Raw genomic sequence first — 24246 nt, 5'->3', positions numbered from 1 at the left:
GCGGTGAAGGGATGAAGCCAACGCACCTGCGGTTTGAAGTATGACGAGTAGAGAGATAAATTTATGAGTGCAATTCCTTCTCTGAAACCAGGGCCGTCTTTCCTTACGCGTAATAAAAGCCGTCTGCATAAATACGGCATTATTATCGCCTTCTTCGTGCTGTGCCTGATCGTCACTGTGATTGGTGAAGTGCAGGTGGCAAACGGGGCGTGGAGCAGCAACTATTTTCTCAGTAACGAAAATATGCTGATTGTGTTACGCCAGATCTCGATTAACGGCATTCTTGCCGTCGGTATGACCTTTGTCATTATTACCGCCGGGGTCGATCTCTCGGTCGGTTCGGTGCTGGCGCTCAGCGGGATTGTCGCGGCGCGTTTTGCCACCACCAACAGCGGGCTGGCGATAGGTGATACCGCCCATGCGCTGATCGTGCCGATGATTATTGCGCTCGGTATTGGCATCGTCTGCGGGCTGCTCAACGGCACCATTCTGGCGCGCTATCGCCTGCAGCCGTTTATTGTCACCATGGGAATGCTCTCCGCCGCGCGCGGCCTAGCGCTGCTGACCACCGACGGTAACCCGGTGTCGCAGCTCAACCCGGACTTCCGCTGGCTGGGGAATGGCTATGTGCTGGGCATTCCGGTACCGGTGCTGATTTTTGTGCTGCTGTTTGCGCTGGCCTGGGTGCTGCTTAACCGCACCCTGTTTGGCCGCTACGTCTATGCGGTGGGCGGCAACCAGAAGAGCGCGCGCACCTCGGGCATCAGCGTGGTGAAAATTAAAGTGCTGGTCTACACCCTGTGCGGTGCGCTGGCCGGGATTGCCGGGCTGATCCTCACCGCCCGAACCGGCTCGGCCCAGACCAGTGCCGGGGCCGCCTACGAACTGGACGCGATTGCTGCGGTGGTGATCGGCGGCACCAGCATGGCCGGAGGCGTGGGCACGCTGGTCGGCACCCTGTTTGGTGTACTGATTATTGGCGTAATGAATAACGGCCTCGACCTGCTGGGCGTGCAGTCCTATTACCAGCAGATCATAAAAGGGGCATTAATTGTCGTGGCAGTACTGCTTGACCCATCGCGTAAGCAACAGCGCGATTAAATTAAATAATAAAACCTCACTCTACAAACCAGGAGTCACCATGAATAAGATGACCAAAATTGCCTTATTAACCTCGGGCATGTTAATGGCGGGCAGCATGGCCGCCCAGGCTGCGCCGGTAAAAATCGCCGTGCTGATGTATGGGATGAAAGCGGAATTTGTGCAGCTGATGGAAAAAGCCGGTAAAGAACACCCTGCTGTGAAGAGTGGCGATGTGCAGCTGACCGTCTATGACGGGCGCTATGACCCAATGGTGCAGAACAACCAGGCGGAGACCGCCATTCAGACTCATGCTGATGCCATTATTATTAACCCGATGGACTATGAAGCCAATATTGATGTGGTGACCATGGCCAATGAGGCAAAAATCCCGGTTATCGTCACCAATGCGCGGTTAAATACCGACAAAATGACCGCTGAAGTGGTCTCCGATGACGTGCTGGGCGGCTATCTGGAAGCGAAGTCGGTGCTGAAGAAAATGAACTGCAAGGGCAACGTGGTCATTATTGAGGGGCCAAAGGGAGGCAGCGGCGAAATACAGCGTGGGCAGGGCAATGATAAAGCGATTGCCGAGTGCGGCGCAGGCAACATTAACGTGCTGGAGCGTAAAACCGCTAACTGGTCTCGCGCCGAAGCGCTGCCGCTGATGGAAAACTGGCTGCAGAAGCATCGCGGGCAGATCAATGGCGTGATTGCGCAAAATGATGAAATGGCGCTGGGGGCGATTGAGGCAATTAAAGGCGCCAACCTGAACGTCAAAGATTTTGCCATCGCCGGGGTGGACGGAGTTTCAGACGCCATTCGCGCCGTGCAGGCGGGTGAAATGGTGTCGATCCTGCAGGACGCACACGCGCAGATGCAGGGCTCGATTGACGTCGCCCTGCGGGCCGTGAAGGGGGACAGCTATCAACCCCAGTCAGATATCTGGAAGCAGTACGAAGGCAAAATGGCGTGGGATGATGGCAAAGCGAAGCGCTACTCGGTGCCGTGGACCGAAGTGACGGTGGACAATGCTGCGCAGCTGCTGAAAGCGCGTCAGTAAGTTTTCAATAAAGGCCATGTCCCAACCGGCATGGCCTGAATGCTTATTCAGGCTACCCGATTTTTCTGCACATAAACTGTGACAATAATAATAACTTTTAATTAAGTTTGAGTTTTTCCTGGCGAAATGAGCGCCGCTGCATTTTCTAGTTAAACCCGCCATCAACCAAACTGATTTAATTCCCCGATTAGCCGGCTCTTAATCTTCCCCTAAGGAATTTCATTTACGCTTTATATACCCAGGCGTTGCTACTCTCGGTAGCGCTAATTTTGCGTAATGATTCTTTGAATGGATTGAAATAATGTCCGAATTTCTCCCTTTCTCGCGCCCGTCTATGGGCAATGAAGAGCTGAGCGCCGTTGAAGAGGTGCTGCGATCGGGCTGGATCACCACCGGGCCGAAAAATCAGCAGCTTGAGCAGGCTTTTTGCCAGCTAACCGGCAACCGCCATGCGATTGCCGTGAGTTCGGCCACCGCCGGTATGCACGTTACGCTGATGGCGCTGGGCATCGGGCCGGGGGATGAGGTGATCACGCCGTCGCTGACCTGGGTTTCCACGCTGAATATGATTGTGCTGCTGGGGGCGACCCCGGTGATGATTGATGTCGATCGCGATACGCTGATGGTGACCCCAGCGCTGATCGAAGCCGCTATCACGCCGCGTACCAAAGCGATTGTGCCGGTGCATTATGCTGGCGCACCCGCTGATATTGCCGCTATTCACGCGCTGGGCAAACGCCACGGCATCGCGGTGATCGACGACGCCGCGCACGCTGCGGGCACTTACTATCACCAACGCCACGTCGGCCACAGCGGTACCGCCATCTTCTCCTTCCATGCCATCAAAAACATCAGCTGCGCCGAGGGGGGGCTGGTGGTCACCGATGATGATGCGCTGGCTGAGCGCGTGCGCAGCCTGAAGTTTCACGGGCTGGGCGTGGATGCTTTTGACCGTCAGACCCACGGGCGCGCGCCGCAGGCTGAGGTGATTATGCCGGGCTTTAAATACAACCTGGCGGATATCAATGCGGCGATTGCGCTGGTGCAGCTCGACAAGCTGGCGGCGAACAATGCGCGCCGCGGGCAGATTGCGGCGCGTTATCTGGCAGAGCTGGCGGACACGCCTTTCCTGCCGCTGAGCCGGCCTGTATGGCCGCATCAGCACGCCTGGCACCTGTTCATTCTGCGTGTCGACCCTGCGCGCTGCGGCATCGATCGTGACTCGCTGATGCAGGCGCTGAAACAGCAGGGCATCGGTAGCGGGCTGCATTTCCGCGCCGCGCACACGCAGAAATATTACCGCGAGCGTTTTCCGCAGCTGTCGCTGCCGCACACCGAGTGGAACTCCGATCGTATCTGCTCTATCCCGCTGTTTCCCGGCATGACTGATGACGACTGCGGCCGCGTGATTGCGGCGCTGCGTAAGCTGGCAGGTAAATAATCCGTGAAAGAACAAGAAATTAACAAAGTCTCGATAGTGATCCCGGTCTATAACGAACAGGATAGCCTGCCCGAGCTTATCCGCCGCACCGATGCCGCCTGCGCCCAGCTGGGGCTGCAGTATGAAATTTTGCTGGTGGATGATGGTAGCAGCGATAGCTCGGCGGAGATGCTCAGCGCGGCGGCGCAGGCGCCGGGCAGCCATATTGTGGCGGTGCTGCTCAATCGTAATTACGGCCAGCATTCGGCAATTATGGCGGGCTTCAGCCACGTCAGCGGCGACCTGGTCATCACGCTGGATGCCGATTTGCAGAACCCGCCGGAGGAGATCCCGCGCCTTGTGGCGACGGCACAGCAGGGCTATGACGTGGTGGGAACGGTGCGCCAGAACCGGCAGGATAGCTGGTTCCGCAAGCGCGCCTCGCGCCTGATTAACCATCTGATCCAGCGCACCACCGGCAAAGCGATGGGCGATTACGGCTGTATGCTGCGCGCCTATCGCCGCCACATTGTCGATGCCATGCTGCACTGCCACGAACGCAGCACCTTTATCCCCATTCTGGCGAATACCTTTGCCCGCCGTGCCACCGAGATCCCGGTGCTGCACGCTGAACGCGAATTTGGTGATTCCAAATACAGCCTGATGCGGCTGATTAACCTGATGTACGACCTGATCACCTGCCTGACCACCACGCCGCTGCGCCTGCTGAGCGTCTTCGGTAGCGTGATTGCGCTGTCAGGTTTTGCTCTCTCCCTGCTGCTGATCCTGCTGCGCCTGTTCCTCGGGCCGCAGTGGGCGGCAGAGGGGGTATTTATGCTGTTTGCCGTGCTGTTTATCTTTATCGGCGCGCAGTTTGTTGGCATGGGACTGCTGGGTGAATACATCGGGCGTATTTATAACGATGTACGTGCCCGTCCCCGCTACTTTATTCAGCGCGTTGTCAGCCATGATGACGCCAACTCTTCACAGGATGAGAAATCATGAAAGCCGTCGTATTTGCCTACCATGACATTGGCTGCACGGGGATCCGTGCGCTGGCTGAAGCCGGATTCGCAATTGAAGCGATTTTCACTCACGCGGACAACGCCGCAGAGAATCATTTTTTTGGCTCGGTTGCGCGCACGGCGGCTCAGCTGGGTATTCCGGTGTATGCGCCGGAAGATGTGAATCACCCGCTGTGGGTGGACCGCATTAAGGGCATGAAGCCGCAGGCTATTTTCTCATTCCACTATCGCCACATGCTGAATGATGAAATTCTTCACTGTGCTGAGAAGGGGGCGTTTAATCTGCATGCTTCACTGCTGCCGAAATATCGCGGGCGCGCACCGTTAAACTGGGTGCTGGTCAACGGCGAACAGGAAACCGGCGTGACGCTGCACCGCATGGTGAAACGCGCCGATGCCGGTGCGATTATTGCCCAGCAAAAAGTGGTTATTGCCGCGGAAGACAATGCGCTGACGCTGCATCACAAGGTGTGCGAGGCGGCGAAACAGCTGCTGGAAAGCGCGCTGCCGGGGATCCAGCGCAATGATTTTGTCGAGCAGGCGCAGGACGAGACTCAGGCCACTTATGTTGGCCGCCGCACGCCGGAAGATGGGCGTATTGACTGGCAGCAGCCGGCGCAGACCGCCCACAATCTGGTGCGGGCGGTAACCGATCCGTGGCCTGGTGCATTCAGCTATGTTGGCGCGGGGAGATTTATCGTCTGGCAGTCAAAGGTGCGCAGCGATCTGCCTGGCGCCAAAGCGGGAACCGTGCTCTCCGTGGCGCCGTTTGTTGTCGCCTGCGGTAGCGGGGCGCTGGAGATTGTCACCGGGCAGAGCGAAAACGGCGTCTACATGCAGGGCAGCCAGCTGGCGCAGACGCTGGGCCTGGTCGAGGGCGCACTGCTACACAGCCAGCCGGTGGCGGCGGTGAAGCGCCGTACCCGCGTGCTGATCCTCGGAGTGAACGGTTTTATCGGCAATCACCTGACCGAGCGCCTGCTGCTGGACGATAACTTCGAGGTGTTCGGTCTGGATATTGGTTCCGACGCCATCAGCCGTTTCCTTGGCCATCCGCGCTTCCACTTTGTCGAAGGGGATATCAGCATTCACTCCGAGTGGATTGAGTATCATATTAAGAAGTGTGACGTGGTGCTGCCGCTGGTGGCCATTGCCACGCCGATTGAATATACCCGTAATCCGCTGCGGGTGTTTGAGCTGGACTTCGAAGAGAACCTGAAGATTATCCGCGACTGCGTGAAGTACAAAAAGCGCATTATCTTCCCGTCGACCTCCGAAGTGTACGGCATGTGCACCGATACCACCTTCGATGAAGACAATTCCAATCTGGTAGTCGGGCCGATCAACAAGCAGCGCTGGATCTATTCGGTTTCCAAGCAGCTGCTGGACCGGGTTATCTGGGCTTATGGCGAGAAAGAGGGGCTGCGCTTCACGCTGTTCCGCCCGTTCAACTGGATGGGGCCGCGCCTGGATAACCTGAATGCGGCACGCATCGGCAGTTCGCGCGCCATCACTCAGCTGATCCTTAATCTGGTGGAGGGTTCACCGATCAAGCTGATCGACGGCGGTCGTCAGAAGCGCTGCTTCACCGATATCAGCGACGGCATCGAAGCGCTGTTCCTGATTATTGAGAACAAGCACCACAACTGTGATGGCCAGATCATTAACATCGGTAATCCGGTGAATGAGGCCAGCATCAAAGAGCTGGCGCAGCAGCTGCTGGAGAGCTTTGAACGCCATCCGCTGCGTCAGCAGTTCCCACCGTTTGCCGGTTTCCGCGAAGTGGAAAGTAGCAGCTACTATGGCAAGGGTTATCAGGACGTGGAGCACCGCAAGCCGTCGATTCGCAACGCGCAGCGCCTGCTGGGCTGGCAACCAACGGTGGCAATGACCCAGACCATTGATGCGACCCTGGACTTCTTCCTGCAAACCGTGGAGCCGGGAGAAAACGAAGCATGATCGACGTCGGGCTGCGCATCGATGTTGATACCTGGCGCGGCACCCGCGACGGCGTGCCGCGCCTGCTTGAGATCCTCGACCGCCAGCATACTCAGGCCAGTTTTTTCTTCAGCGTCGGGCCGGATAATATGGGCCGCCACCTCTGGCGGCTGTTGAAACCGCGCTTCCTGTGGAAAATGCTGCGCTCGAATGCGGCATCGCTGTACGGCTGGGACATCCTGCTGGCGGGGACGGCCTGGCCGGGGCGCCGCATCGGGCGAGGGCTGGAAAAAACGATCCGCGCCGCCGCGCGTCAGCACGAGATTGGCCTGCACGCCTGGGACCATTTTGCGTGGCAGACGTGGGCTGGGGTGTGGCCTGCGCAGAAGCTGACGCAGGAGATCCAGCGCGGCGTGGAGTGTCTGAGCGAGATTGTCGGCCAGCCGATCCGCTGCTCAGCGGTGGCGGGCTGGCGCGCGGATGAGCGCGTGCTGGTTGCCAAGCAGCCGTTTGATTTTGCCTACAACAGCGACTGTCGCGGCACGGCGCCCTTTCGCCCACTGCTGCCCGACGGCAGCGTGGGCACGGTACAGATCCCCGTCACGCTTCCTACCTGGGATGAGGTGATCGGTAGCGGGGTCACGCGTGAAGGTTACAATGCCTGGATCCTCGATTTAATCGCCAGCCAGCCGGGGGTGCCGGTCTACACCATCCATGCGGAAGTGGAAGGGATCGTGCTGAGCGAAATGTTTGCCGAACTGCTGGTGATGGCGCGGCGACGTGGGATCCGTTTCTGCCCGTTAAGCGAGCTGCTGCCTGCGGATTTGTCGCAGCTGCCGACGGGTAATCTGGTGCGGGGTAGTCTCCCCGGTCGTGAAGGTTGGCTGGGATGCCAGCAATAATCAGAGTGACCCCGGCATGAAATATCTGCGTTATGCGCTGCCGCTACTGTTTTGCTATGCCTTGTATTATCTCATTCCATTAGAGCTGCGCGCGCTGTGGCAGCCCGATGAGCTGCGCTACGCGGAAATCAGCCGTGAAATGCTGGCCAGCGGTAACTGGAGCGTGCCGCACTTCCTTGGTTTGCGCTATTTCGAAAAACCGATAGCCGGGTACTGGGTCAACAATCTCAGTCAATGGGTATTTGGCGGCAGTAATTTCTCAGTGCGTTTCGGTTCGGTGGTATCTATCACGCTCAGCGCGCTGCTGGTCTACTGGCTGGCGCGGCGAATAGGGCAACGGCGCGGCACGGCGCTGCTGGCTGCGGTGATTTTTCTTACCTGTTTTCTGGTGTATGCCATTGGCACTTATGCGGTGCTTGACCCGATGATCACCTTGTGGCTGGCGGCAGCGATGTGCAGCTTTTGGCTGGCGGCGGAAGCAGGCAGCAGCACGCGGCAAAAGGTACTGGGTTGGCTGCTGCTCGGGCTGGCCTGCGGCATGGGTTTTATGACCAAAGGCTTTCTGGCGCTGGCAGTGCCGGTAGTGGCGATTGTGCCGTGGGCGATCTGGCAGCGGCGGTTTAAGGAGCTGCTGCTGTACGGGCCGCTGGCGCTGGTCAGTGCGGCACTGATCTCCGCACCCTGGGCAGTCAGCATTGCGCGCCAGCAGCCGGATTTCTGGCACTACTTCTTCTGGGTGGAGCATATTCAGCGCTTTGCCGAGGAGGATGCGCAGCATAAGGCACCGTTCTGGTACTACATTCCGGTGCTGATCGCCGGTACGCTGCCGTGGCTCGGGCTGCTGCCGGGGGCTTTAGCCCGGGCATGGCGCGAAAGAAACAGCCATCAGGGATCGCTCTATCTGCTGTGCTGGGTGGTGATGCCGCTGCTGTTTTTCAGTCTCGCCAAAGGGAAGCTGCCAACCTATATTCTGCCGTGCTTCGCGCCGCTGGCGATCCTGCTGGCGCACCACGGCGTGCGGCTGGTTTCCGAGGGGGGGCGCGGCCTGAAAGCCAATGGCATCATCAATCTGACGTTCGGCGCGCTGCTGACGCTGACGGTGCTGCTGGTGCTGGCGCCGTGGGGGTTGATGCATCATCCGCTCTATCCTTATGCCGAACTGTTCAAGGCTCAGCTGGCCACGCTGGCGTTCCTGTTCTGGGCGGTGATGGGGATGATCACCCTGCTTGGCGGGGCGAAATTCTGGAAGCTGGCGGCGCTGTGCCCGCTGATGCTGGCACTGGTGGTCGGCGCGGCGATACCGGACAAGGTAATCTACTCCAAGCAGCCTCAGCCGTTTATTGCCAGCCTGATGCCTGAACTGACGCACAGTCGCTTTATCCTGGCGAATAATGTTGGCATGGCCTCGGCGCTGGCGTGGCAGCTTAAGCGCAGCGATATTCTGCTCTTCGACCAGCCGGGCGAGCTGGCGTACGGGGTGAGCTATGCTGACAGTCGTCAGCGCCTGGTCACCGCAGCGCAGTTTGCCCAGTGGCTGAGTGAGCATCGTCGCCAGGGCGAGGTGTCGCTGGTGATGAAGCTGTCGGACGATAAACGCCCGACGGACGATCGTATCCCGCAGCCCGATCGCAGCTTTCAGCACGGCAGAATGCTCTATTACCTGTATCTGCAGCAGCCATGAATATGCTGCTGATCCTCCTTGCCAGCCTGCTCAGCTGTGGCGGGCAGTTATGCCAGAAGCAGGCGACGGTGCAGCGCGCCGCACTCTGGCGCTGGCTGGCATTAAGCGTGCTGCTGCTGGGCCTGGCGATGCTGGTGTGGCTGCGCGTGCTGCAAACCACGCCGCTTGGCGTCGCTTACCCGATGCTGAGCCTGAATTTTATCTTTGTGACCCTTGCCGCCCGCTGGCTGTGGCATGAGGCCATTCCGCTGCGTCATGCGCTGGGGATTATCCTGATTGTTGCCGGGGTTGCGGTGATGGGGAGCTATACCTGATGGGCTGGCTGCTGGCGTATTGTAGCGTGCTGCTGGTCAGCGCGGCGCAGCTATTGCTGAAGTGGGCGATGGTGCGGCTGCCGGCGATCGGCGAGCCGTCGGCATTTTTCACGGTGCTGTTTAGTCTGGTCCCGGCGGTGCAGGCGCTGCTCGCCGGATTGCTGGCTTATGCACTGTCGATGCTGTGCTGGCTGCTGGCTTTGCAGCGCATAGCACTGAGCCGCGCCTATCCGCTACTCAGCCTGAGCTATCTGCTGGTGTGGGCCGCCGCGCTGTGGCTGCCGGGGCTAAACGAGGAGTTTGTCTGGGGCAAGCTGGCGGGCGGCGGTTTAATCCTCGCCGGGCTGCTATTGATCTGCTGGCCGCAGAAAAAAACGCGCTGACGATGCTATTATTCTCTCCATTCATTTTTTCAGAGTTTCAATAATCTATGACCACCACATCTCCTCTCCTGCAGGTCAGGGAGGTCTCTTTTGCGCTGCAGGAAAAAATGCTGCTGGCGCCGCTTTCATTTGAGCTGCACAGCGGCGAGTTTCTCTGGCTAACCGGGCCGTCGGGCGCCGGAAAAAGTACGCTGTTAAAAATTATTGCCTCGCTGCTGGAACCGAGCGCCGGGGAAGTGCGCTTCAACGGTAAGCCGCTTGCGGACCTGAAGGTGGAAAGCTACCGCCAGCGTGTTTCATACGTGTTCCAGACGCCGCAGCTGTTTGGCAGCACGGTCTATGACAATCTGGCGCTGCCTTACCAGATTCGTCAGCGCTCTGCCGATCGTGCACGCATGATCGAGTGGCTATCCAGGGTCAATCTGAAGGCAGAGCTGCTGGACAAGCCAATTGACCAGCTATCGGGCGGTGAAAAACAGCGCGTGGCGCTGCTGCGCAATCTGCAGTTTCCACCGGATATCCTGCTGCTGGATGAGATTACCAGCGCGCTGGATGAAGAGAATAAGCAGCGGGTGCAGCAGTTGATTGATCGGCAGGTAGAGCAGGGCTGTGCGGCGATCTGGATCAGCCACGATCCCCATGAAATCGGCGGCGAGCGGCGGGTGCTGCGGCTGGAGCCAGCAGTAAAAGGAGAGCAGCATGAACCAGCATAATATTACCAATGAGTCGCTCGCTCTGGCGCTGGTACTGGTGCTGATTGCCCTGCTGGTGAGTAAGAAAGAGCGGCTGGGGCTGGAGAAAGATATCGTCTGGAGCGTGGCGCGTGCCATCGTCCAGCTGGTGATTGTCGGCTACGTGCTGAAATATATCTTCGACCTGAACAACCGCTGGCTCACCATCCTGATGGTGCTGTTTATCTGCGTGAATGCCGCGCTTAATGCCAAGAAACGCAGCCGGGCGCTCGACCACGGGTTTGTTATCTCATTTATTGCGATTACGCTGGGCACCACGCTGACGCTGGCGATTCTGCTGCTCAGCGGCGCGATTGAGTTTATGCCGATGCAAGTGATCCCGATTAGCGGGATGATTGCCGGTAACGCGATGGTGGCGGTGGGGCTGTGCTTTAGCAATCTCAATCAGCGCTTCAGCGATAACCGGCAGAAAGTGGAGGAGATGCTCAGCCTGGGAGCAAGTGCCAAACTGGCTTCAGGGAGTATCGTGCGTGACAGCATTCGCGCCGCGATGATCCCCACCGTGGACGCCGCAAAAACGGTGGGGCTGGTCAGCCTGCCGGGAATGATGTCCGGGTTGATTTTTGCCGGGATTGATCCAGTGAAGGCGATTAAATATCAGATCATGGTGACGTTCATGCTGCTGGGAACGGCCAGCCTGTCGACCATTGTTGCCGGATATCTGGCCGCCCGCCGATTCTATACCGCGCGCGTGCAGTTGAAATAATCCACTGGATTGATGACTGAATGCGGAGGGGCGACCGGAAACAAGGTCGACCCCTGAAGTATCCCCACAAACACTGATTTGAATATTATCGCGGGATGACAGATGCCCGGTTTCAGGAGGGAGGGCTGCTTTCCGCACCGGCATGAATACATCCCTGTAGCCTGGCTCACGGCCATCCCTGGCCGTGGGCCTGCTGCAATCAGCCCTCCCTCCTTGCACCCAAAGCCGCAGCGTCGCGGTTTAAAACCTACAGCGAGCACGATGCGAGTGGGGGATGAGCTTGGCCTGAGGTAAGCCGGACGTCACGCGGCAGGGATGCCGCGTGCCGAGGCCCGCAGGGAGCGTCTTTTGCCGTTCCGGCGTGCTCAGGCTGAGCTCAGACCGGTTAGCGGACGTTTAGCGAGGGAAGTCATTTCTGGGAATACCTCAGAGGTCGCCCCCTTTACGTAGTCATAACGGCGGACCCTCTTTTTCGGTCCGCCTGCTGCCTGCGAATTTTCGCTACATCAGAAGTTCACATTGGCGCTCAGACCACCAATAAATGCATCTTTCACGCCGCTGACGCCACCTGGAGAGGCAACGTACTGCAGGCTTGGGCGCAGATTTAGCCAGTTAGTGGCATGCACGTTGTAATACACCTCGTAGTTCCATTCGGAACCGTGCTGGATCGGCAGATAGGTTGGGCTGTTATAGTCGTATTCACCGTTGAATTCGTTGCTCTCTTTCTGCATTTTGCTGTAGTCACTGTTGACGTGAATACGCGCAGCGCCCAGGCCAATTTCATCCTGCGCGCGCGTAGCAAACGGCCCTTTCCAGGTAAATGAAACGGCCTGATAATTGTCGGTTTTCGACGTTTTGTGGTCATTCATGACCGCCTGAACCGTCACGCCCAGGCCACGATTGACATCGCCATCCGTTGCCGTCAACTGCTGCTGTAACAGCACGTAGCCGCCGTAAGCTTTGGCCTGATTACCGTAGCTGCCGTTGTGATAGCTGGCGTATTTATCCCCGTTAACCGAGGAGTAGTAACCGCCGATGCGATAGTTACCCGGCAGCTTGTCAGCGCCCAGCAGAGGTTTCCAACCAAATTCGAACGGCACCAGATTCCCCAGGCTTGGGCTGCCATCCAGATAGAAACCGTTGCCGCGATCGTAGTTATTACGGTTCTGATTATAGAAGCCGACCTGGAAGAACATATCGTCCGGCAGGTTTAATTTAATGCGGCCGCCCCATTGCGAAACCGGCCAGTTAAACCAGCGGTCACCGCGCCAGTTACCGGCCTGGCCGCTGCCGAATGCCAGGTTTTCAAATTTGCTGTCGAAAGAGCCAAAATCTTCCCCGACCGTCAGGCGCCCCGCTTTAACCTCCACCAGATGATTAAACAAGCCTTTGTTGATCCAGAACTGAGTCAGACGCCAGGTCTGCCCACGCCCCCAGACCTCTTCTACGGAAGAGAGGCCGCCAGTGCGCGGATCGTTGATATGCTGGGTCAGGTCGCGACCGTTACGGCTGGTGATAGTGGTCTGGAACTGGGTATCGTCCCAGTTAAGCAGCTTTTCCAGGTCGAGCGTGGTGCCAAATGCCCACTGGTCGGTGTAGCGTGCAGTCGTGGAGGTATTGTAGCCGCCGGCGAGATTGGCGGCCGACTCCATGGTGTAATTCACCTGGAAATCCACCCCGTCCTCTTTTAACTGGCTGCGATAACCGTCCCAGTCACCAAACATATATTGTGAGTCAACGCTCAGCGGAGCCATATCGGCGCAGGCCGCAGCAGACGCCATCAGCAGGGAACTGATTAATACGGATTTTTTTAGATGCTGCTGGCAACACGCTTTTCTTTTCATTATTCATGCCTTTTAAATTATCAAATCCGCTACGCGTACAATCATCCTGAAAGTGAGAAACCGTGCGGAATGTTGGGTGCTAAATGCTTAATAGGGTATTACCGCACAAAGTAACGCGGCGTTGTATATAACAGCATGTCAGGGAATTATCCCGATTATAGATTTGTGCTAAGTTCCATAAGTGAAAAAACTTATTGTGTATGCGAATGATTTAATGTGTGAGGGGATGTATCAGGTGTGAGTTTGTAGAGTAACGGAATAGCCCGCCCGTTCGGAAGAACGAGCGGTAGTCTGGTCAGAAGTTAATGCCAGCGCCGATACCACCGACAAAACGCTGTGAATGGTCACTGACTGCACCGGGCTTAGTGCTCTGTTGCAGATTAGGGCGCAGGATGATGTGCGGTGTTAAACGGTAGTTGTAATACAGATGATAGTTGAAGCCTTCGCCGCGCATTAACGGTTGTGGTTTGGCGGCGCGATAATCTTCCGGCGGTGCGCTGGGCTGTTTGCTCGCGCTATTTGGCGCCTGGATGAGATAAGGTGCTGTTGGCATAACCTGATATCGCAGTGCGTCATGTAATACATGCTCTGGCGCTGCAGCGGCCTGGGGGCCGATCAGCGCTGTGGCTACCGCGATAATGGCAATACCCTTTATTAGACGTGATGTTCTTTCCATGATTCACCTCTTGGTGTGTTTAGCGAATACAGGGTCCGCCACCAGTACAGCACAACAGCCTGCGCGCATTACTCTGTTTAATGCGCCGCGCGAGGTTTTCAGGATAGCGCCCATAAAAAAACGCCCGCGAAGGGGCGTTTGTTTCACAACGCGATGGGGTTAACGGCGGCCGAAGATCTTGGCAGCCAGGAAACCGACACCTGCAGCAATTACCAGTGAAACCAGCGGTGAATCCTGAGTTTTACTCTTCACACAGTCCAGCGCATCATCGATAGCGTAAGAGGCTCTTGCCGCCTGCTGGCGCGCTTTGCCCTTGAATTCATGCTCAGGCGAATCTACGGCTTTGCCAAACTCTTCCTGGCCTTTTCCAACAGCTTCTTGTGCTTTATCGTTCGCTTTATCAAACAGACTCATACTGCCTCCTTTGATGGCATGATTTCCTCAATCAGAACATTAAGCGTAGACCATCACCCGGAGTTTGCCGCTGCGGTTGTATGTAAAAATATGACTGTATGAGCGAAAGATTGACAAAAAAAAGCGGACTCTGCGGTCCGCCCTGACTGTCAGTGATACCCTTCATCCGGCTTGATTTTGCCGCGGAACACGTAGTAGCTCCAGAAGGTGTACACCAGAATCACCGGGATAATCAGCAGACCACCGACCAGCATAAAGCCCTGGCTCTGCGGTGGCGATGCGGCATCCCAGATAGTGATGGTTGGCGGAATAATATTCGGCCAGACGCTGATGCCCAGCCCGGTAAAGCCGAGGAACACCAGCGCCAGCGTCAGCAGGAACGGCGTATAGTGCGCATGGCGCTTCAGCGCACGCAACAGGCCCCAGCTTGCCACCAGTACCAGCACCGGAACCGGCAGGAACCAGAACAGGTTTGGCAGGGTGAACCAGCGGTGCATGATGTCCGCATGCTGCAGCGGCGTCCAGATACTGACAATGGCTATCACCACCAGCAGACCCAGCAGCAGTGGCCTGGTCAGCGCGGTCATCTTGCGGTGCAGCTCATTCTCGGTCTTCATAATCAGCCAGGTGCTGCCCAGCAGCGCATAGGCCAGAACCAGGCCCACGCCGCAGAACAGAGAAAACGGCGTCAGCCACGCCAGCTCCGGGCCGCTATAAGTACGATTGGTCACTTCAAAGCCGTTGATGAACGCGCCGAGTACCACACCCTGGCTGAAGGTCGCCAGGAATGACCCACCGATAAAGGCTTTATCCCAGAATGGACGGTGCTCTTCAGTGGCCTTAAAGCGGAACTCAAACGCCACGCCGCGGAAAATCAGTCCAATCAGCATGATGGTCAGCGGAGCGGCCAGAGCGGAGGTGATGACCGAGTAAGCCAGTGGGAAGGCGCCATACAGAGCAGCGCCTCCGAGGATCAGCCAGGTTTCGTTGCCGTCCCAGACGGGCGCGACGGTGTTAACCATCATGTCGCGCTCAACCGGATCTTTATTGAACGGGAACAGGATACCGATGCCAAGGTCGAAACCATCCATGATGATGTACATCAGGGTGGAGAAAATGATGATCACAAACCAGATAATGGAGAGATCGATTCCCATCTTATTTTCCCTCTTCCGATGAATTAAGTTTTTCTTTCACGGCGGACAGCGGGCGTGAAGGGGTGTGGGAGGTGCCCGGACCGCCATCTGGCGTATGGTCGCCTTCGCCCGTCTCTGGGCCTTTCTTGATCAGATTGGCCAGATAGCTGTAGCCAACGCCGAATACGGCAAAATAGACCAGCAGGAAAGCAATCAGGCTGATGCTCATCTGTAGCGTGCTGTGTAGCGACACGGCATCACGAGTGCGCAGCAGGCCGTAGATGACCCACGGCTGACGACCCATTTCGGTGGTGATCCAGCCTGCGACCAGCGCAATCAGACCTGATGGCCCCATCAGCAGCACAAACCACAGGAATGCACGCGAGGTATACAGACGCTGTCCGCGACGCATCCACAGGCTGACTACGCCCAACAGGATCATCAGCATGCCCAGCGCCACCATCACGCGGAATGACCAGAACACCACGGTGGAGTTCGGGCGGTCTTCTTTCGGGAAGCTTTTCAGCGCCGGAACCTGTTTATCCAGGCTGTGCGTCAGGATCAGGCTGCCCAGATACGGAATTTCCACCGCGTATTTGGTGCGCTCTTCTTTCATATCCGGGATACCGAACAGGATCAGCGGGGTCGCTTCTCCCGGTGGGTTTTCCCAGTGCCCTTCAATCGCCGCGATTTTCGCCGGCTGATGTTCCAGAGTGTTCAGGCCGTGGGCATCACCAATCATTGCCTGAATAGGGGAGACAATCAGCGCCATCCACAGAGCCATTGACAGCATTTTGCGCACTGCTGGCGTGTCGTTTTTGCGCAGCAGGTGGTAAGCCGCAGAAGCGCCGACGAAGAACGCCGTTACCAGGAATGCCGCGACGGACATGTGCAGCAGGCGGTATGGGAAGGAGGGGTTGAAGACAATTTTCAACCAGTCCACCGGCACCACTATGCCATTTTGCAGCGCATAACCCTGCGGCGTCTGCATCCAGCTGTTGGACGCGAGGATCCAGAAGGTTGAGATAATCGTACCCAGCGCGACCATGCAGGTAGCAAAGAAGTGCAGGCCACGGCTGACACGGTTCCAGCCGAACAGCATCACGCCGAGGAAGCCAGCTTCAAGGAAGAACGCGGTAAGCACTTCGTAGGTCAGCAGCGGGCCGGTAATGCTGCCGGCAAACTGAGAAAACCCTGCCCAGTTAGTACCAAACTGATAGGCCATAACCAGACCGGAAACCACGCCCATACCGAAGTTAACGGCGAAGATTTTCGACCAGAAGTGATAGAGGTCGCGATAAACCTCATTTTTGCTTTTCAGCCACAGTCCTTCGAGCACCGCCAGAAAGCTGGCCAGCCCGATGGTGATGGCCGGGAAGAGAATGTGGAAGGCTACGGTGAAACCGAACTGTATCCTTGCCAGATGGAACGCATCTAATCCGAACATTGCTTACCTCGATCTAACATAAACTGCCTTTTATTTTTTTTACCCACTATTAACAAATAGACTACATTTGATAAAAATGTAGCGGTGCCAATTGGGGACTTCTCATCGAAGGTTTGATCGTAAGACCAAATCAGGTGAAGGAGTAGCAACAGTAATATTGATCTGACGTATAACAGTAATGGATATTACGAGAAATTGTTTCGTTAACAGGTTAAATCAGGGCGCTGGAATGTTAAGGCAAGATGGCGGGATGATCCCAATATGTGAAGAAACTGTAACTTTATGGCGGGGAAGCACTTTTTACCCTCGCAGGATGCATGTTTTCGCCGCGAAACTATGACGGGGCAGCGAATAGATTGCTTATAAACAAGTGGATTTTATATAACGATTAAGCCTGATGGACCGCCCTTAAGTATCAGTTCAGCACAATAACCCTCTGCTTTATCACTTATTATGACCCTGGTGTTGTAAAAATGTTATTAGTTAGCTAATTATTATATTCCTGCGCCGTCAGGCTTAAATCGCTCCCGCTTAATAATATCGTCACGTCACTTTCCCGCGACTTTTGACCGGCAAATGTTAAGGTTGTAATACATACAAATATTCATATTGAATCATTTTGTAACACTTTTAAGGCAGTTTACTGGCAAATGTTTGTTGGAAATCAAAAACGGTAACCCATGAACGTGCAGGGTGCTTTTGCTCTGTTTTCCCGTTAGGCAATATCGCAGGGGCGGGGCATGCCCCGCCCGATCCAGGCATGCCATAAACCTACGGCTAATACGCCACCATCGCCTGGGCGGCCATCACCTTTAAGCCGAAGGTTACTGCTTATTTTTAAACGATTAATGGGTGTTTTCCCCTGAAGACCGCACAGAAATAGCGCTCTTACGCGTTTAAATTAGCGGCAAATCAGATGCGGTGTATTGCTAACCGGGCCGCTTGCTACATATACTAGTTCATTGATATTTATTGGTTTTTTTACTAAAGCCAAATTTTTTATGGTATATGAAGCAGCCTTTGGGGTAAACAGCAGTATGGAAAATGAACAGACAGAGCCCAGCAGCATTCCATTACTGGATCTTGCGGCGATCCCGCGCGATATCATGCTGCTGGGTAAGCGACTGGCCGATACCAAATATCAGATTGATATGCTGGGGAAAAAAGGCTGGGGTGAGCTGACCGCTAATCTGCACGGCCTGGAGGCGAGCGGGGAGTGGAACGGGCCGGATGATGCGCTGACCTTTTTCAGTAAAATTTTCCCCTTTGCCATTTTGCCGTCGGAAACCGAACCGCTGGGCGTGTTTCAGGTGCCGACCGAACGGGTGATTGGCCGCAGCTGGCGCTGGTGGCCGGAGCATCTGAGCGGCAATAGCGAAGAGAAGCTGCGTGAGCACCTTGCCAGCCCAGCCGCTGCGGAAAGCACCTCCTGGTACTTTATCTCGGCGCTGGCGCTACTGTTAGCCGTGCAGGGTCAGAGCCGGGTGAACTACTGCCGCATGCGCCATATTCCGCTGATTGCCGCCAGAGTGACTTATCTCTCTTACCCGCCGGCAGACCGCCTGAAGATCTATCATATGAATAAAGGCAAAATCCGTCAGAGCTGGGTAGTGCTCAACGACCGCTATCTGCAGGCGATTCAGTGGCCGCGTATTACGCTGCCTGCACTCAGCACCTATGGGGTGCACAGCGCAACATGGCCACACACCTTTCCAGCGCCCGATTCGGTGTTTGAAGCCCTGTACGATCCGCAGCCTGCAGAAGATTTTGTTGCCCCCTGCGTCGACCTTCAGGCGCTGCAAGAGAAGCTAGAGGCGGAGAAGCAGGCACAGCTGCAGGCCGCCAGACCGGTGAAAATGGCGCTCAGCGATATGGACATTGTCAATATCTGGCCGGTCAGCATGACGCTGATGTTCTTTTTCCTGCTGTCGCTGGTGGCGGCGGGCGTGACCGCCGGCAGCGGCGGGTTAGGGCTGGTGAGCCTGGTGATTTGTGGCATGTCGGGCAGCCTGCTGCTGTTTCTCGCCGCGCCGGTTTTCCTGGTCAGCCAGCGCTTACGCAGCCGCCGCAGAGAGGAGGATGAAGAGGGCGTCAATGAGGAGATCAAAAGTGGGGAGGTGCCTCCCTCGGTTCGATCGTAACGCTTGCGCTTTTGCGGCCAAAAAAAGCCCGCAGGTTATGCGGGCAATAATGCTTTGATTGTGGCTTTGCGATGAGTTGTCGCACTAAAATAATGGCACTATTTAACTAGAAATTATAAGCGTTTATACCGATCGATAGCAGATTATCGATCTAATAATCCGATTGGTTGGATAACCTGCTAATCGTGCGAAGCACCCCAGCTATTTTCTCTGTTAACCCATTCAGTGCGGCTGCTCAAATCCCGCTTCAATCATCTTTTCACGCATGGCGCTGGCGATCACCCGGTTACCGCCAGTGACCGGATAAATCACGTTATTGACCACGTCATCGACATCATGTTCGTTAAATTCCTGCCGGGTGAGCTGTGCTCCGCCCTCATCATTAATCGCAATCGCGCCTTTAATATGGCCACCAGAATTCTGCGCGGTCAGACTGTAACGTCCCATACTGGTACTGATAGTGCTCATAAGGTCACCTCATCGCATTTTCAAGGAAAAGGGTGGCAAGTGAGTCCATAAAACAGCCTGGATAAGTTTAGCCACCCGCCTGCGACTTCTCCCTGGCGCCAGCGTAAAGAAGTGAAAGGCCGTGATCGCGATCGCGAAAATAGGGCGGCAGGATCACTCCGCAATGATCACACCGACGTCCAGCGTATTCAGTTCCTGACGGGCCGCGCTGGCAAGATGTGGATCGGTGATGATGCTGTCAAAACGCGTCAGCGGCAGCGCGAGAAACGTGGCAATCTTGTTGTATTTCGAACTGTCCGCCAGCAGGACGCGTTTGCTGCTGACCTCGTTCACCGCCCGCTTGACGGCAATTTTCTCTTCGTCAGGCGTGAAGATGCCGCGCGGTCCCCAGCAGGAAGCCGAGATAAAGGCGATATCAACCGACAGCCCGCGCAGAGACTGCGCAGCCGCATCGCCGACGCAGGAGCGGTTATCGCGGCACAGCGTGCCGCCGGTATGGATCATACGGCACTGGCTGGTATCGATAAGGAAATTGGCGATGACAAAATCGTTGGTGATCACCAGCAGGTCGTCACGCGCGCCCAGCTCCCGCGCCAGCGCCAGCGTCGTGGTCCCGGCATCCAGGTAGATGCAGCTGTTGCGGGGAATATGGCGCGCAGCGGCGGCACCGATAGCCTGTTTCTCCTGGCTGAACATGCTGGTTTTATCAAGGTGCGAAGGCTCGCTCGACAGGCGCTCGGTGGAACGTACGCCGCCGGAGACCAGCAGCACGGCACCCTGTTCCTCCAGCTTTTGCAGGTCGCGGCGGATGGTCATATGCGAGACGGCAAGGCGCTCGGTCAGCTCGGCGATGCTGACCACACCGCGCTCCTGTACCAGCGTGAGAATTTGTTGATGACGTTCAACCGGGATCATCGCAGCTCCTGAAATTAACGGTTTATCAGAGTGTAACGGAGCGCAGCGCGGCTCTGCACCACAATTTTTATCAAATTATCACGTTATTCCCTGCTGAGCATGATGCTATTCGCATTACCCTTTAGATAAGTCATTGAAATTAATTCTATTTGCCAGCGTGAGCGGATGAGTTAAAGATGTTAAGCGTTGTGAAATATGCGCTTTCTCTTGTTAATTAATGTGAGCGTGGTCACCAAATTATCACCATAAAGCGCCTATACTTCACACAACAAAACAAATAATCACCAAAATTAACACGGAGAGCGTATGTCAAACGCAACATCTATGTCGGTCTGTGTCGTTGGCCTCGGTTCTATGGGGATGGGTGCGGCGCAATCCTGTATTAAAGCTGGCCTGAAAACTTACGGCGTCGATCTCAACCCGACCGCGCTGCAAACCCTGCGCGACAGCGGTGCCGTGGCTGCCGAACCCCGCGCCGATAGCTTTGCCGCGCAGCTGGACGCCGTCGTGCTGCTGGTGGTGAATGCCGCACAGGTGAAGCAGATCCTGTTTAGCGAGAGCGGGCTGGCAGCAAAGCTGAAGCCGGGAACGGCGGTCATGGTCTCCTCGACCATCTCTTCTCAGGATGCGCTGGCGATTGAACAGCAGCTGGCGGCCCATCAGCTGATCATGCTGGATGCGCCGGTTTCCGGCGGAGCGGCTAAGGCAGCTAGCGGTGAGATGACGGTGATGGCCTCCGGTAGCGAGCAGGCGTTTACACTGCTGCAACCGGTGCTGGATGCGGTGGCGGGCAAAGTATATCGCATCGGCGCGGAAATCGGCCTCGGCTCGACCGTGAAAATTATCCATCAGCTGCTGGCAGGCGTGCATATCGCTGCCGGGGCTGAAGCGATGGCGCTCGCCGCCCGGGCCGGTATCCCGCTCGATACCATGTATGACGTGGTGACTAACGCGGCGGGTAACTCCTGGATGTTTGAAAACCGCATGCGCCACGTGGTTGATGGCGACTACTCGCCAAAATCGGCGGTCGACATCTTTGTGAAAGATCTTGGCCTGGTTGCCGATACCGCCAAAGCACTGCACTTCCCGCTGCCGCTGGCCTCCACCGCTTTTAATATGTTCACCTCCGCCAGCAACGCAGGCTATGGCCGTGAAGATGACAGCGCGGTGATCAAAATTTTCAGCGGCATTACGTTGCCGGGTAAAAAGGAGCAGGAATAATGCGTCTTGGTGTGATTGCAGATGATTTTACCGGGGCGACCGATATCGCCAGCTTCCTGGTGCAGAACGGCATGTCCACCGTACAGGTGAATGGCGTGCCTGCTGAGGCGCTGGAGCTGAACGCCGATGCGATTGTGGTCAGCCTGAAGTCGCGCTCCTGTGCGCCTGAAAAAGCGGTGGCAGATTCTCTCCAGGCGTTGCAGTGGCTACAGCAGCAGGGCTGCGAGCGCTTCTATTTTAAATACTGCTCCACCTTCGACAGCACCGCCCAGGGCAATATTGGCCCGGTGACCGATGCGCTGCTGGATGCGCTGGGTGAATCGCAAACCATTATCTCCCCGTCGCTGCCGGTCAATGGCCGCACGGTGTATCAGGGGCATCTTTTCGTGATGGACCAGCTGCTGTCCGATTCCGGCATGCGCCACCATCCGGTAACGCCGATGACCGACAGTAATCTGCTGCGCCTGATGGAAGCGCAGAGTCGCGGTAAGGCAGGACTGGTTGCCAGCCCGACGCTGGATCGCGGGGCCGCTGCCGTGCGCGCAGCGCTGAGCGCGCTGCAAGAGCAGGGTGTGCGCTACGTGGTGCTGGATGCGCTGAATGAACAGCATCTGCTGACCCAGGGCGAAGCGCTGCGCGACATGCGGCTGGTCACCGGCGGTTCCGGGCTGGCAATCGGCCTGGCGCGTCAGTGGGCCAACGCAGCGCACGACAGCGCTCAGGCTCAGGCCGCTGGTGCGCCGCAGGGCGAGCGTGCCGTGGTGCTCTCTGGCTCCTGCTCAACCATGACTAACCGCCAGGTAGCGCGCTATCGCCAGCAGGCTGCGGCGCAGGCGGTGGATGTTGAACGTGCGCTCAACCAGCGGGATGAGTATGCCATCGCGCTATGCGACTGGGTGGCTGAGCATGAAACTGACGCGCTGGCCCCGCTGCTGTTTGCCACCGCCGAACCGCAAGTGCTGCAGCGTATTCAGCAGCAGTACGGCGCCCAGCACAGCAGCGAAGCGATTGAACAGCTGTTTGCTGCCGTGGTGCGCGAACTGCAGCAGCGAGGCTGGCAGCGCTTTATCGTCGCAGGGGGCGAGACCTCCGGCGTGGTGGCACAGACGCTGGGCATTCATGCCTTCCATATTGGCCCGGCCATCTCTCCTGGCGTTCCCTGGGTGCGCGGCGTCGGGCAGCCGGTTTCGCTGGCGCTCAAATCCGGTAATTTCGGCGATGAAAACTTTTTTGCCCGCGCACAGACGGAGTTCACAGTATGACAGAGCAACAGGCACGTGAAGAGATGGTGCGATTAGGCGCCTCGTTTTTCCAACGCGGTTATGCCACCGGCTCGGCAGGTAATTTATCGATGCGTCTGGAAGATGGCACCCTGCTGGCGACGCCGACCGGGTCCTGTCTTGGCGAACTGGTCGCCGATCGCTTATCAAAAGTGACGCCGGAAGGGGAGTGGATAGGTGGGGATAAACCCTCGAAAGAGATCAGCTTCCACCGGGCTATCTACCTCAACAACCCGCAAGCCGGGGCGATTGTGCATCTGCACTGCCTCTACCTGACCGCGCTCTCCTGCCTGGAAGGGTTGGATACCCAGAACTGCATTCGCCCGTTCACGCCGTATGTGGTGATGCGCGTCGGCGATGTGCCGGTGGTGCCCTATTACCGTCCGGGCGATGCACGGCTGGGAGAGGATCTCGCGAAACTGGCTCCGCACTATAAGGCATTCCTGCTGGCTAACCACGGCCCGGTGGTGGTGGGGAAAACCCTGCGCGAAGCGGCAGATAATACCGAAGAGCTGGAAGAGACTGCCCGGCTGATCTTTACCCTGGGTGACCGCCCGATTCGATATCTCAACGATGCCGAAGTGGCTGAATTACGGAGCTGAACATGCCTAAGTTTGCTGCTAACCTCTCGACCCTGTTTAACGAAGTTCCCTTTATGGAGCGCTTCGACGCCGCGGCGCAGGCCGGTTTTCGTGGGGTGGAGTTTCTGTTTCCCTATGAGTATGACGCTGCGCAGCTGAAGCAGGCGTTATCGCGCAATCAGCTTGAGCTGGTGCTGTTTAATACCGCACCGGGCAACACTGCCGCCGGGGAGTGGGGCGTTTCCGCCATCCCGGGGCGTGAAGAAGATGCGCGTCGCGATATCGATAACGCGCTGGAGTACGCGCTGGCGCTTGACTGTCGCCAGGTGCATATCATGGCGGCAGTGGTGCCGGAGGGGGCCGATCGCCAGGCGTACTGCCGCACCTTTATCGACAACGTGCGCTATGCCGCCGATAAGTTTGCCCCGCACGGCGTGCGCATTCTGCTGGAAGCGTTAAATCCCCAAACCAAGCCGGGCTATCTCTACTCAAGCCAGTATCAGGTGCTGGAGATGGTGAAGCGCATCGACCGGCCTGGCGTGTACAGCCAGCTCGATCTGTTCCACGCGCAGCGGGTGGACGGCAATTTAAGCCACCTGATCACCGCGTTTGCCGGGCAGTATCAGCATATTCAGATCGCCTCTGCCCCGGATCGTCACGAGCCGGATGAAGGCGAGATCAATTATCCCTGGCTGTTCGATCTGCTGGACAGCAGCGGGTATCAGGGCTGGATCGGCTGCGAATATTTCCCACGAACCACCACGCTGGAAGGACTGGGCTGGTTCTCAGCCTATAAATAAGCGGACGTTTAGCTAAACGCTGCGTGTTTATGACGCGCAGCGCTGAAATCTTGCGGCCT

General features: G+C 56.8%; 23 protein-coding genes. 16 read left to right on the top strand and 7 right to left on the bottom strand.

Features of this window, described 5'->3' with window-relative positions; all coding sequences use genetic code 11:
* The first annotated feature begins 63 nt into the window (after window positions 1-63).
* The 11 genes from ID864_RS13900 (at window position 64) to fetB (ending at window position 11264) form a co-directional block, all read left to right on the top strand.
* Entirely contained in the window at window positions 64-1101 is a 1038-nt protein-coding gene (locus ID864_RS13900; protein WP_048916809.1) for an ABC transporter permease, read from the top strand.
* 49 nt (window positions 1102-1150) lie between these two features.
* Entirely contained in the window at window positions 1151-2143 is a 993-nt protein-coding gene (locus tag ID864_RS13895) for a substrate-binding domain-containing protein (RefSeq protein WP_396018882.1), read from the top strand.
* Between the two features lie 301 nt (window positions 2144-2444).
* Entirely contained in the window at window positions 2445-3584 is a 1140-nt protein-coding gene (gene arnB / locus ID864_RS13890; RefSeq protein ID WP_048916807.1) for a UDP-4-amino-4-deoxy-L-arabinose aminotransferase, read from the top strand.
* Window positions 3585-3587: 3 nt separating this feature from the next.
* A complete protein-coding gene (arnC, locus tag ID864_RS13885; RefSeq protein ID WP_048916806.1) occupies window positions 3588-4568 on the top strand; it encodes an undecaprenyl-phosphate 4-deoxy-4-formamido-L-arabinose transferase in 981 nt (326 codons plus the stop codon).
* The gene (gene arnA, locus ID864_RS13880) at window positions 4565-6547 is read left to right on the top strand and encodes a bifunctional UDP-4-amino-4-deoxy-L-arabinose formyltransferase/UDP-glucuronic acid oxidase ArnA (RefSeq protein ID WP_048916805.1); all 1983 of its coding nucleotides are present in this window, start codon (window positions 4565-4567) and stop codon (window positions 6545-6547) included. Before arnC ends, arnA begins: the two co-directional genes overlap by 4 nt.
* On the top strand, window positions 6544-7428 hold the full coding sequence (arnD, locus tag ID864_RS13875; protein ID WP_099754944.1) for a 4-deoxy-4-formamido-L-arabinose-phosphoundecaprenol deformylase: 885 nt from the start codon (window positions 6544-6546) through the stop codon (window positions 7426-7428). Before arnA ends, arnD begins: the two co-directional genes overlap by 4 nt.
* 16 nt (window positions 7429-7444) lie before the next feature.
* Window positions 7445-9109: a lipid IV(A) 4-amino-4-deoxy-L-arabinosyltransferase gene (arnT, locus tag ID864_RS13870; protein ID WP_191150006.1), complete on the top strand. Its 1665-nt coding sequence runs from the start codon at window positions 7445-7447 to the stop codon at window positions 9107-9109.
* The gene (gene arnE / locus ID864_RS13865; protein WP_048916802.1) at window positions 9106-9423 is read left to right on the top strand and encodes a 4-amino-4-deoxy-L-arabinose-phosphoundecaprenol flippase subunit ArnE; all 318 of its coding nucleotides are present in this window, start codon (window positions 9106-9108) and stop codon (window positions 9421-9423) included. The genes arnT and arnE overlap by 4 nt, the downstream gene beginning before the upstream one ends.
* Window positions 9423-9806 carry a 4-amino-4-deoxy-L-arabinose-phosphoundecaprenol flippase subunit ArnF gene (gene arnF / locus ID864_RS13860; protein WP_048916801.1) on the top strand — a complete coding sequence of 128 codons (384 nt, stop codon included), beginning with the start codon at window positions 9423-9425 and terminating at the stop codon, window positions 9804-9806. The genes arnE and arnF overlap by 1 nt, the downstream gene beginning before the upstream one ends.
* A 47-nt stretch (window positions 9807-9853) precedes the next feature.
* Entirely contained in the window at window positions 9854-10519 is a 666-nt protein-coding gene (gene fetA, locus ID864_RS13855; RefSeq protein WP_191149960.1) for an iron efflux ABC transporter ATP-binding subunit FetA, read from the top strand.
* Complete coding sequence (gene fetB / locus ID864_RS13850) at window positions 10506-11264, top strand: iron efflux ABC transporter permease subunit FetB (RefSeq protein WP_191149959.1); 759 nt, start codon at window positions 10506-10508, stop codon at window positions 11262-11264. The genes fetA and fetB overlap by 14 nt, the downstream gene beginning before the upstream one ends.
* 506 nt (window positions 11265-11770) lie before the next feature.
* On the opposite strand, the gene ID864_RS13845 is transcribed toward fetB, so the two are convergent.
* From ID864_RS13845 to ID864_RS13825, 5 genes are all read right to left on the bottom strand, one after another.
* Window positions 11771-13108, bottom strand: a complete 1338-nt coding sequence (locus ID864_RS13845; RefSeq protein WP_191149958.1) for a carbohydrate porin — start codon at window positions 13106-13108, stop codon at window positions 11771-11773.
* A gap of 295 nt (window positions 13109-13403) precedes the next feature.
* The gene (locus ID864_RS13840) at window positions 13404-13784 is read right to left on the bottom strand and encodes a carbohydrate porin (RefSeq protein ID WP_191149957.1); all 381 of its coding nucleotides are present in this window, start codon (window positions 13782-13784) and stop codon (window positions 13404-13406) included.
* Window positions 13785-13943: 159 nt separating this feature from the next.
* A complete protein-coding gene (locus ID864_RS13835; RefSeq protein WP_048916796.1) occupies window positions 13944-14198 on the bottom strand; it encodes a CsbD family protein in 255 nt (84 codons plus the stop codon).
* A gap of 149 nt (window positions 14199-14347) precedes the next feature.
* Complete coding sequence (gene cydB, locus ID864_RS13830; protein ID WP_048916795.1) at window positions 14348-15355, bottom strand: cytochrome d ubiquinol oxidase subunit II; 1008 nt, start codon at window positions 15353-15355, stop codon at window positions 14348-14350.
* Window position 15356: 1 nt separating this feature from the next.
* Window positions 15357-16781: a cytochrome ubiquinol oxidase subunit I gene (locus tag ID864_RS13825; protein ID WP_048916794.1), complete on the bottom strand. Its 1425-nt coding sequence runs from the start codon at window positions 16779-16781 to the stop codon at window positions 15357-15359.
* A gap of 1037 nt (window positions 16782-17818) precedes the next feature.
* Here ID864_RS13825 and ID864_RS13820 point away from each other — a divergent pair.
* Window positions 17819-18922 (top strand): hypothetical protein, encoded by a 1104-nt coding sequence (locus tag ID864_RS13820; protein ID WP_048916832.1) that lies wholly within the window; start codon window positions 17819-17821, stop codon window positions 18920-18922.
* A gap of 222 nt (window positions 18923-19144) precedes the next feature.
* On the opposite strand, the gene ID864_RS13815 is transcribed toward ID864_RS13820, so the two are convergent.
* Both ID864_RS13815 and ygbI read right to left on the bottom strand, forming a co-directional pair.
* Window positions 19145-19390, bottom strand: coding sequence for a hypothetical protein (locus ID864_RS13815; protein ID WP_099753374.1), 246 nt, complete (start codon window positions 19388-19390; stop codon window positions 19145-19147).
* A 153-nt stretch (window positions 19391-19543) separates the two neighbouring features.
* Complete coding sequence (ygbI, locus tag ID864_RS13810; protein WP_048916792.1) at window positions 19544-20305, bottom strand: DNA-binding transcriptional repressor YgbI; 762 nt, start codon at window positions 20303-20305, stop codon at window positions 19544-19546.
* Window positions 20306-20611: 306 nt separating this feature from the next.
* Between ygbI and ltnD the strand changes: the two genes are divergently transcribed.
* From ltnD to ID864_RS13790, 4 genes are read left to right on the top strand one after another with little or no spacing between them, the layout of a single operon-like run.
* Complete coding sequence (gene ltnD / locus ID864_RS13805; RefSeq protein WP_048916791.1) at window positions 20612-21526, top strand: L-threonate dehydrogenase; 915 nt, start codon at window positions 20612-20614, stop codon at window positions 21524-21526.
* Window positions 21526-22788: a 3-oxo-tetronate kinase gene (gene otnK / locus ID864_RS13800; protein ID WP_048916790.1), complete on the top strand. Its 1263-nt coding sequence runs from the start codon at window positions 21526-21528 to the stop codon at window positions 22786-22788. The genes ltnD and otnK overlap by 1 nt, the downstream gene beginning before the upstream one ends.
* Window positions 22785-23408 carry a 3-oxo-tetronate 4-phosphate decarboxylase gene (gene otnC, locus ID864_RS13795; RefSeq protein WP_048916789.1) on the top strand — a complete coding sequence of 208 codons (624 nt, stop codon included), beginning with the start codon at window positions 22785-22787 and terminating at the stop codon, window positions 23406-23408. Before otnK ends, otnC begins: the two co-directional genes overlap by 4 nt.
* A gap of 2 nt (window positions 23409-23410) precedes the next feature.
* A complete protein-coding gene (locus tag ID864_RS13790; RefSeq protein ID WP_048916788.1) occupies window positions 23411-24187 on the top strand; it encodes an HPr family phosphocarrier protein in 777 nt (258 codons plus the stop codon).
* The last annotated feature ends 59 nt before the right edge of the window (window positions 24188-24246 follow it).

The organism is Erwinia aphidicola (assembly GCF_014773485.1).
GTDB lineage: Bacteria > Pseudomonadota > Gammaproteobacteria > Enterobacterales > Enterobacteriaceae > Erwinia > Erwinia aphidicola.
This window is presented reverse-complemented; position numbering and strand designations above follow the sequence as displayed.

Excerpts from the sequence above, each read along its gene's own strand:
- ID864_RS13840 (WP_191149957.1), bottom strand. The coding sequence starts at position 13,784 with ATGGAAAGAACATCACGTCTAATAAAGGGTATTGCCATTATCGCGGTA.
- arnT (WP_191150006.1), top strand. The coding sequence starts at position 7,445 with ATGAAATATCTGCGTTATGCGCTGCCGCTACTGTTTTGCTATGCCTTG.
- ID864_RS13835 (WP_048916796.1), bottom strand. The coding sequence starts at position 14,198 with ATGAGTCTGTTTGATAAAGCGAACGATAAAGCACAAGAAGCTGTTGGA.
- ID864_RS13825 (WP_048916794.1), bottom strand. The coding sequence starts at position 16,781 with ATGTTCGGATTAGATGCGTTCCATCTGGCAAGGATACAGTTCGGTTTC.
- cydB (WP_048916795.1), bottom strand. The coding sequence starts at position 15,355 with ATGGGAATCGATCTCTCCATTATCTGGTTTGTGATCATCATTTTCTCC.
- otnC (WP_048916789.1), top strand. The coding sequence starts at position 22,785 with ATGACAGAGCAACAGGCACGTGAAGAGATGGTGCGATTAGGCGCCTCG.
- ID864_RS13815 (WP_099753374.1), bottom strand. The coding sequence starts at position 19,390 with ATGAGCACTATCAGTACCAGTATGGGACGTTACAGTCTGACCGCGCAG.
- ID864_RS13900 (WP_048916809.1), top strand. The coding sequence starts at position 64 with ATGAGTGCAATTCCTTCTCTGAAACCAGGGCCGTCTTTCCTTACGCGT.
- arnE (WP_048916802.1), top strand. The coding sequence starts at position 9,106 with ATGAATATGCTGCTGATCCTCCTTGCCAGCCTGCTCAGCTGTGGCGGG.
- ygbI (WP_048916792.1), bottom strand. The coding sequence starts at position 20,305 with ATGATCCCGGTTGAACGTCATCAACAAATTCTCACGCTGGTACAGGAG.
- arnD (WP_099754944.1), top strand. The coding sequence starts at position 6,544 with ATGATCGACGTCGGGCTGCGCATCGATGTTGATACCTGGCGCGGCACC.
- ID864_RS13790 (WP_048916788.1), top strand. The coding sequence starts at position 23,411 with ATGCCTAAGTTTGCTGCTAACCTCTCGACCCTGTTTAACGAAGTTCCC.
- fetB (WP_191149959.1), top strand. The coding sequence starts at position 10,506 with ATGAACCAGCATAATATTACCAATGAGTCGCTCGCTCTGGCGCTGGTA.
- ID864_RS13895 (WP_396018882.1), top strand. The coding sequence starts at position 1,151 with ATGACCAAAATTGCCTTATTAACCTCGGGCATGTTAATGGCGGGCAGC.
- ltnD (WP_048916791.1), top strand. The coding sequence starts at position 20,612 with ATGTCAAACGCAACATCTATGTCGGTCTGTGTCGTTGGCCTCGGTTCT.
- ID864_RS13845 (WP_191149958.1), bottom strand. The coding sequence starts at position 13,108 with ATGAAAAGAAAAGCGTGTTGCCAGCAGCATCTAAAAAAATCCGTATTA.
- otnK (WP_048916790.1), top strand. The coding sequence starts at position 21,526 with ATGCGTCTTGGTGTGATTGCAGATGATTTTACCGGGGCGACCGATATC.
- arnB (WP_048916807.1), top strand. The coding sequence starts at position 2,445 with ATGTCCGAATTTCTCCCTTTCTCGCGCCCGTCTATGGGCAATGAAGAG.
- fetA (WP_191149960.1), top strand. The coding sequence starts at position 9,854 with ATGACCACCACATCTCCTCTCCTGCAGGTCAGGGAGGTCTCTTTTGCG.
- arnF (WP_048916801.1), top strand. The coding sequence starts at position 9,423 with ATGGGCTGGCTGCTGGCGTATTGTAGCGTGCTGCTGGTCAGCGCGGCG.
- arnA (WP_048916805.1), top strand. The coding sequence starts at position 4,565 with ATGAAAGCCGTCGTATTTGCCTACCATGACATTGGCTGCACGGGGATC.
- ID864_RS13820 (WP_048916832.1), top strand. The coding sequence starts at position 17,819 with ATGGAAAATGAACAGACAGAGCCCAGCAGCATTCCATTACTGGATCTT.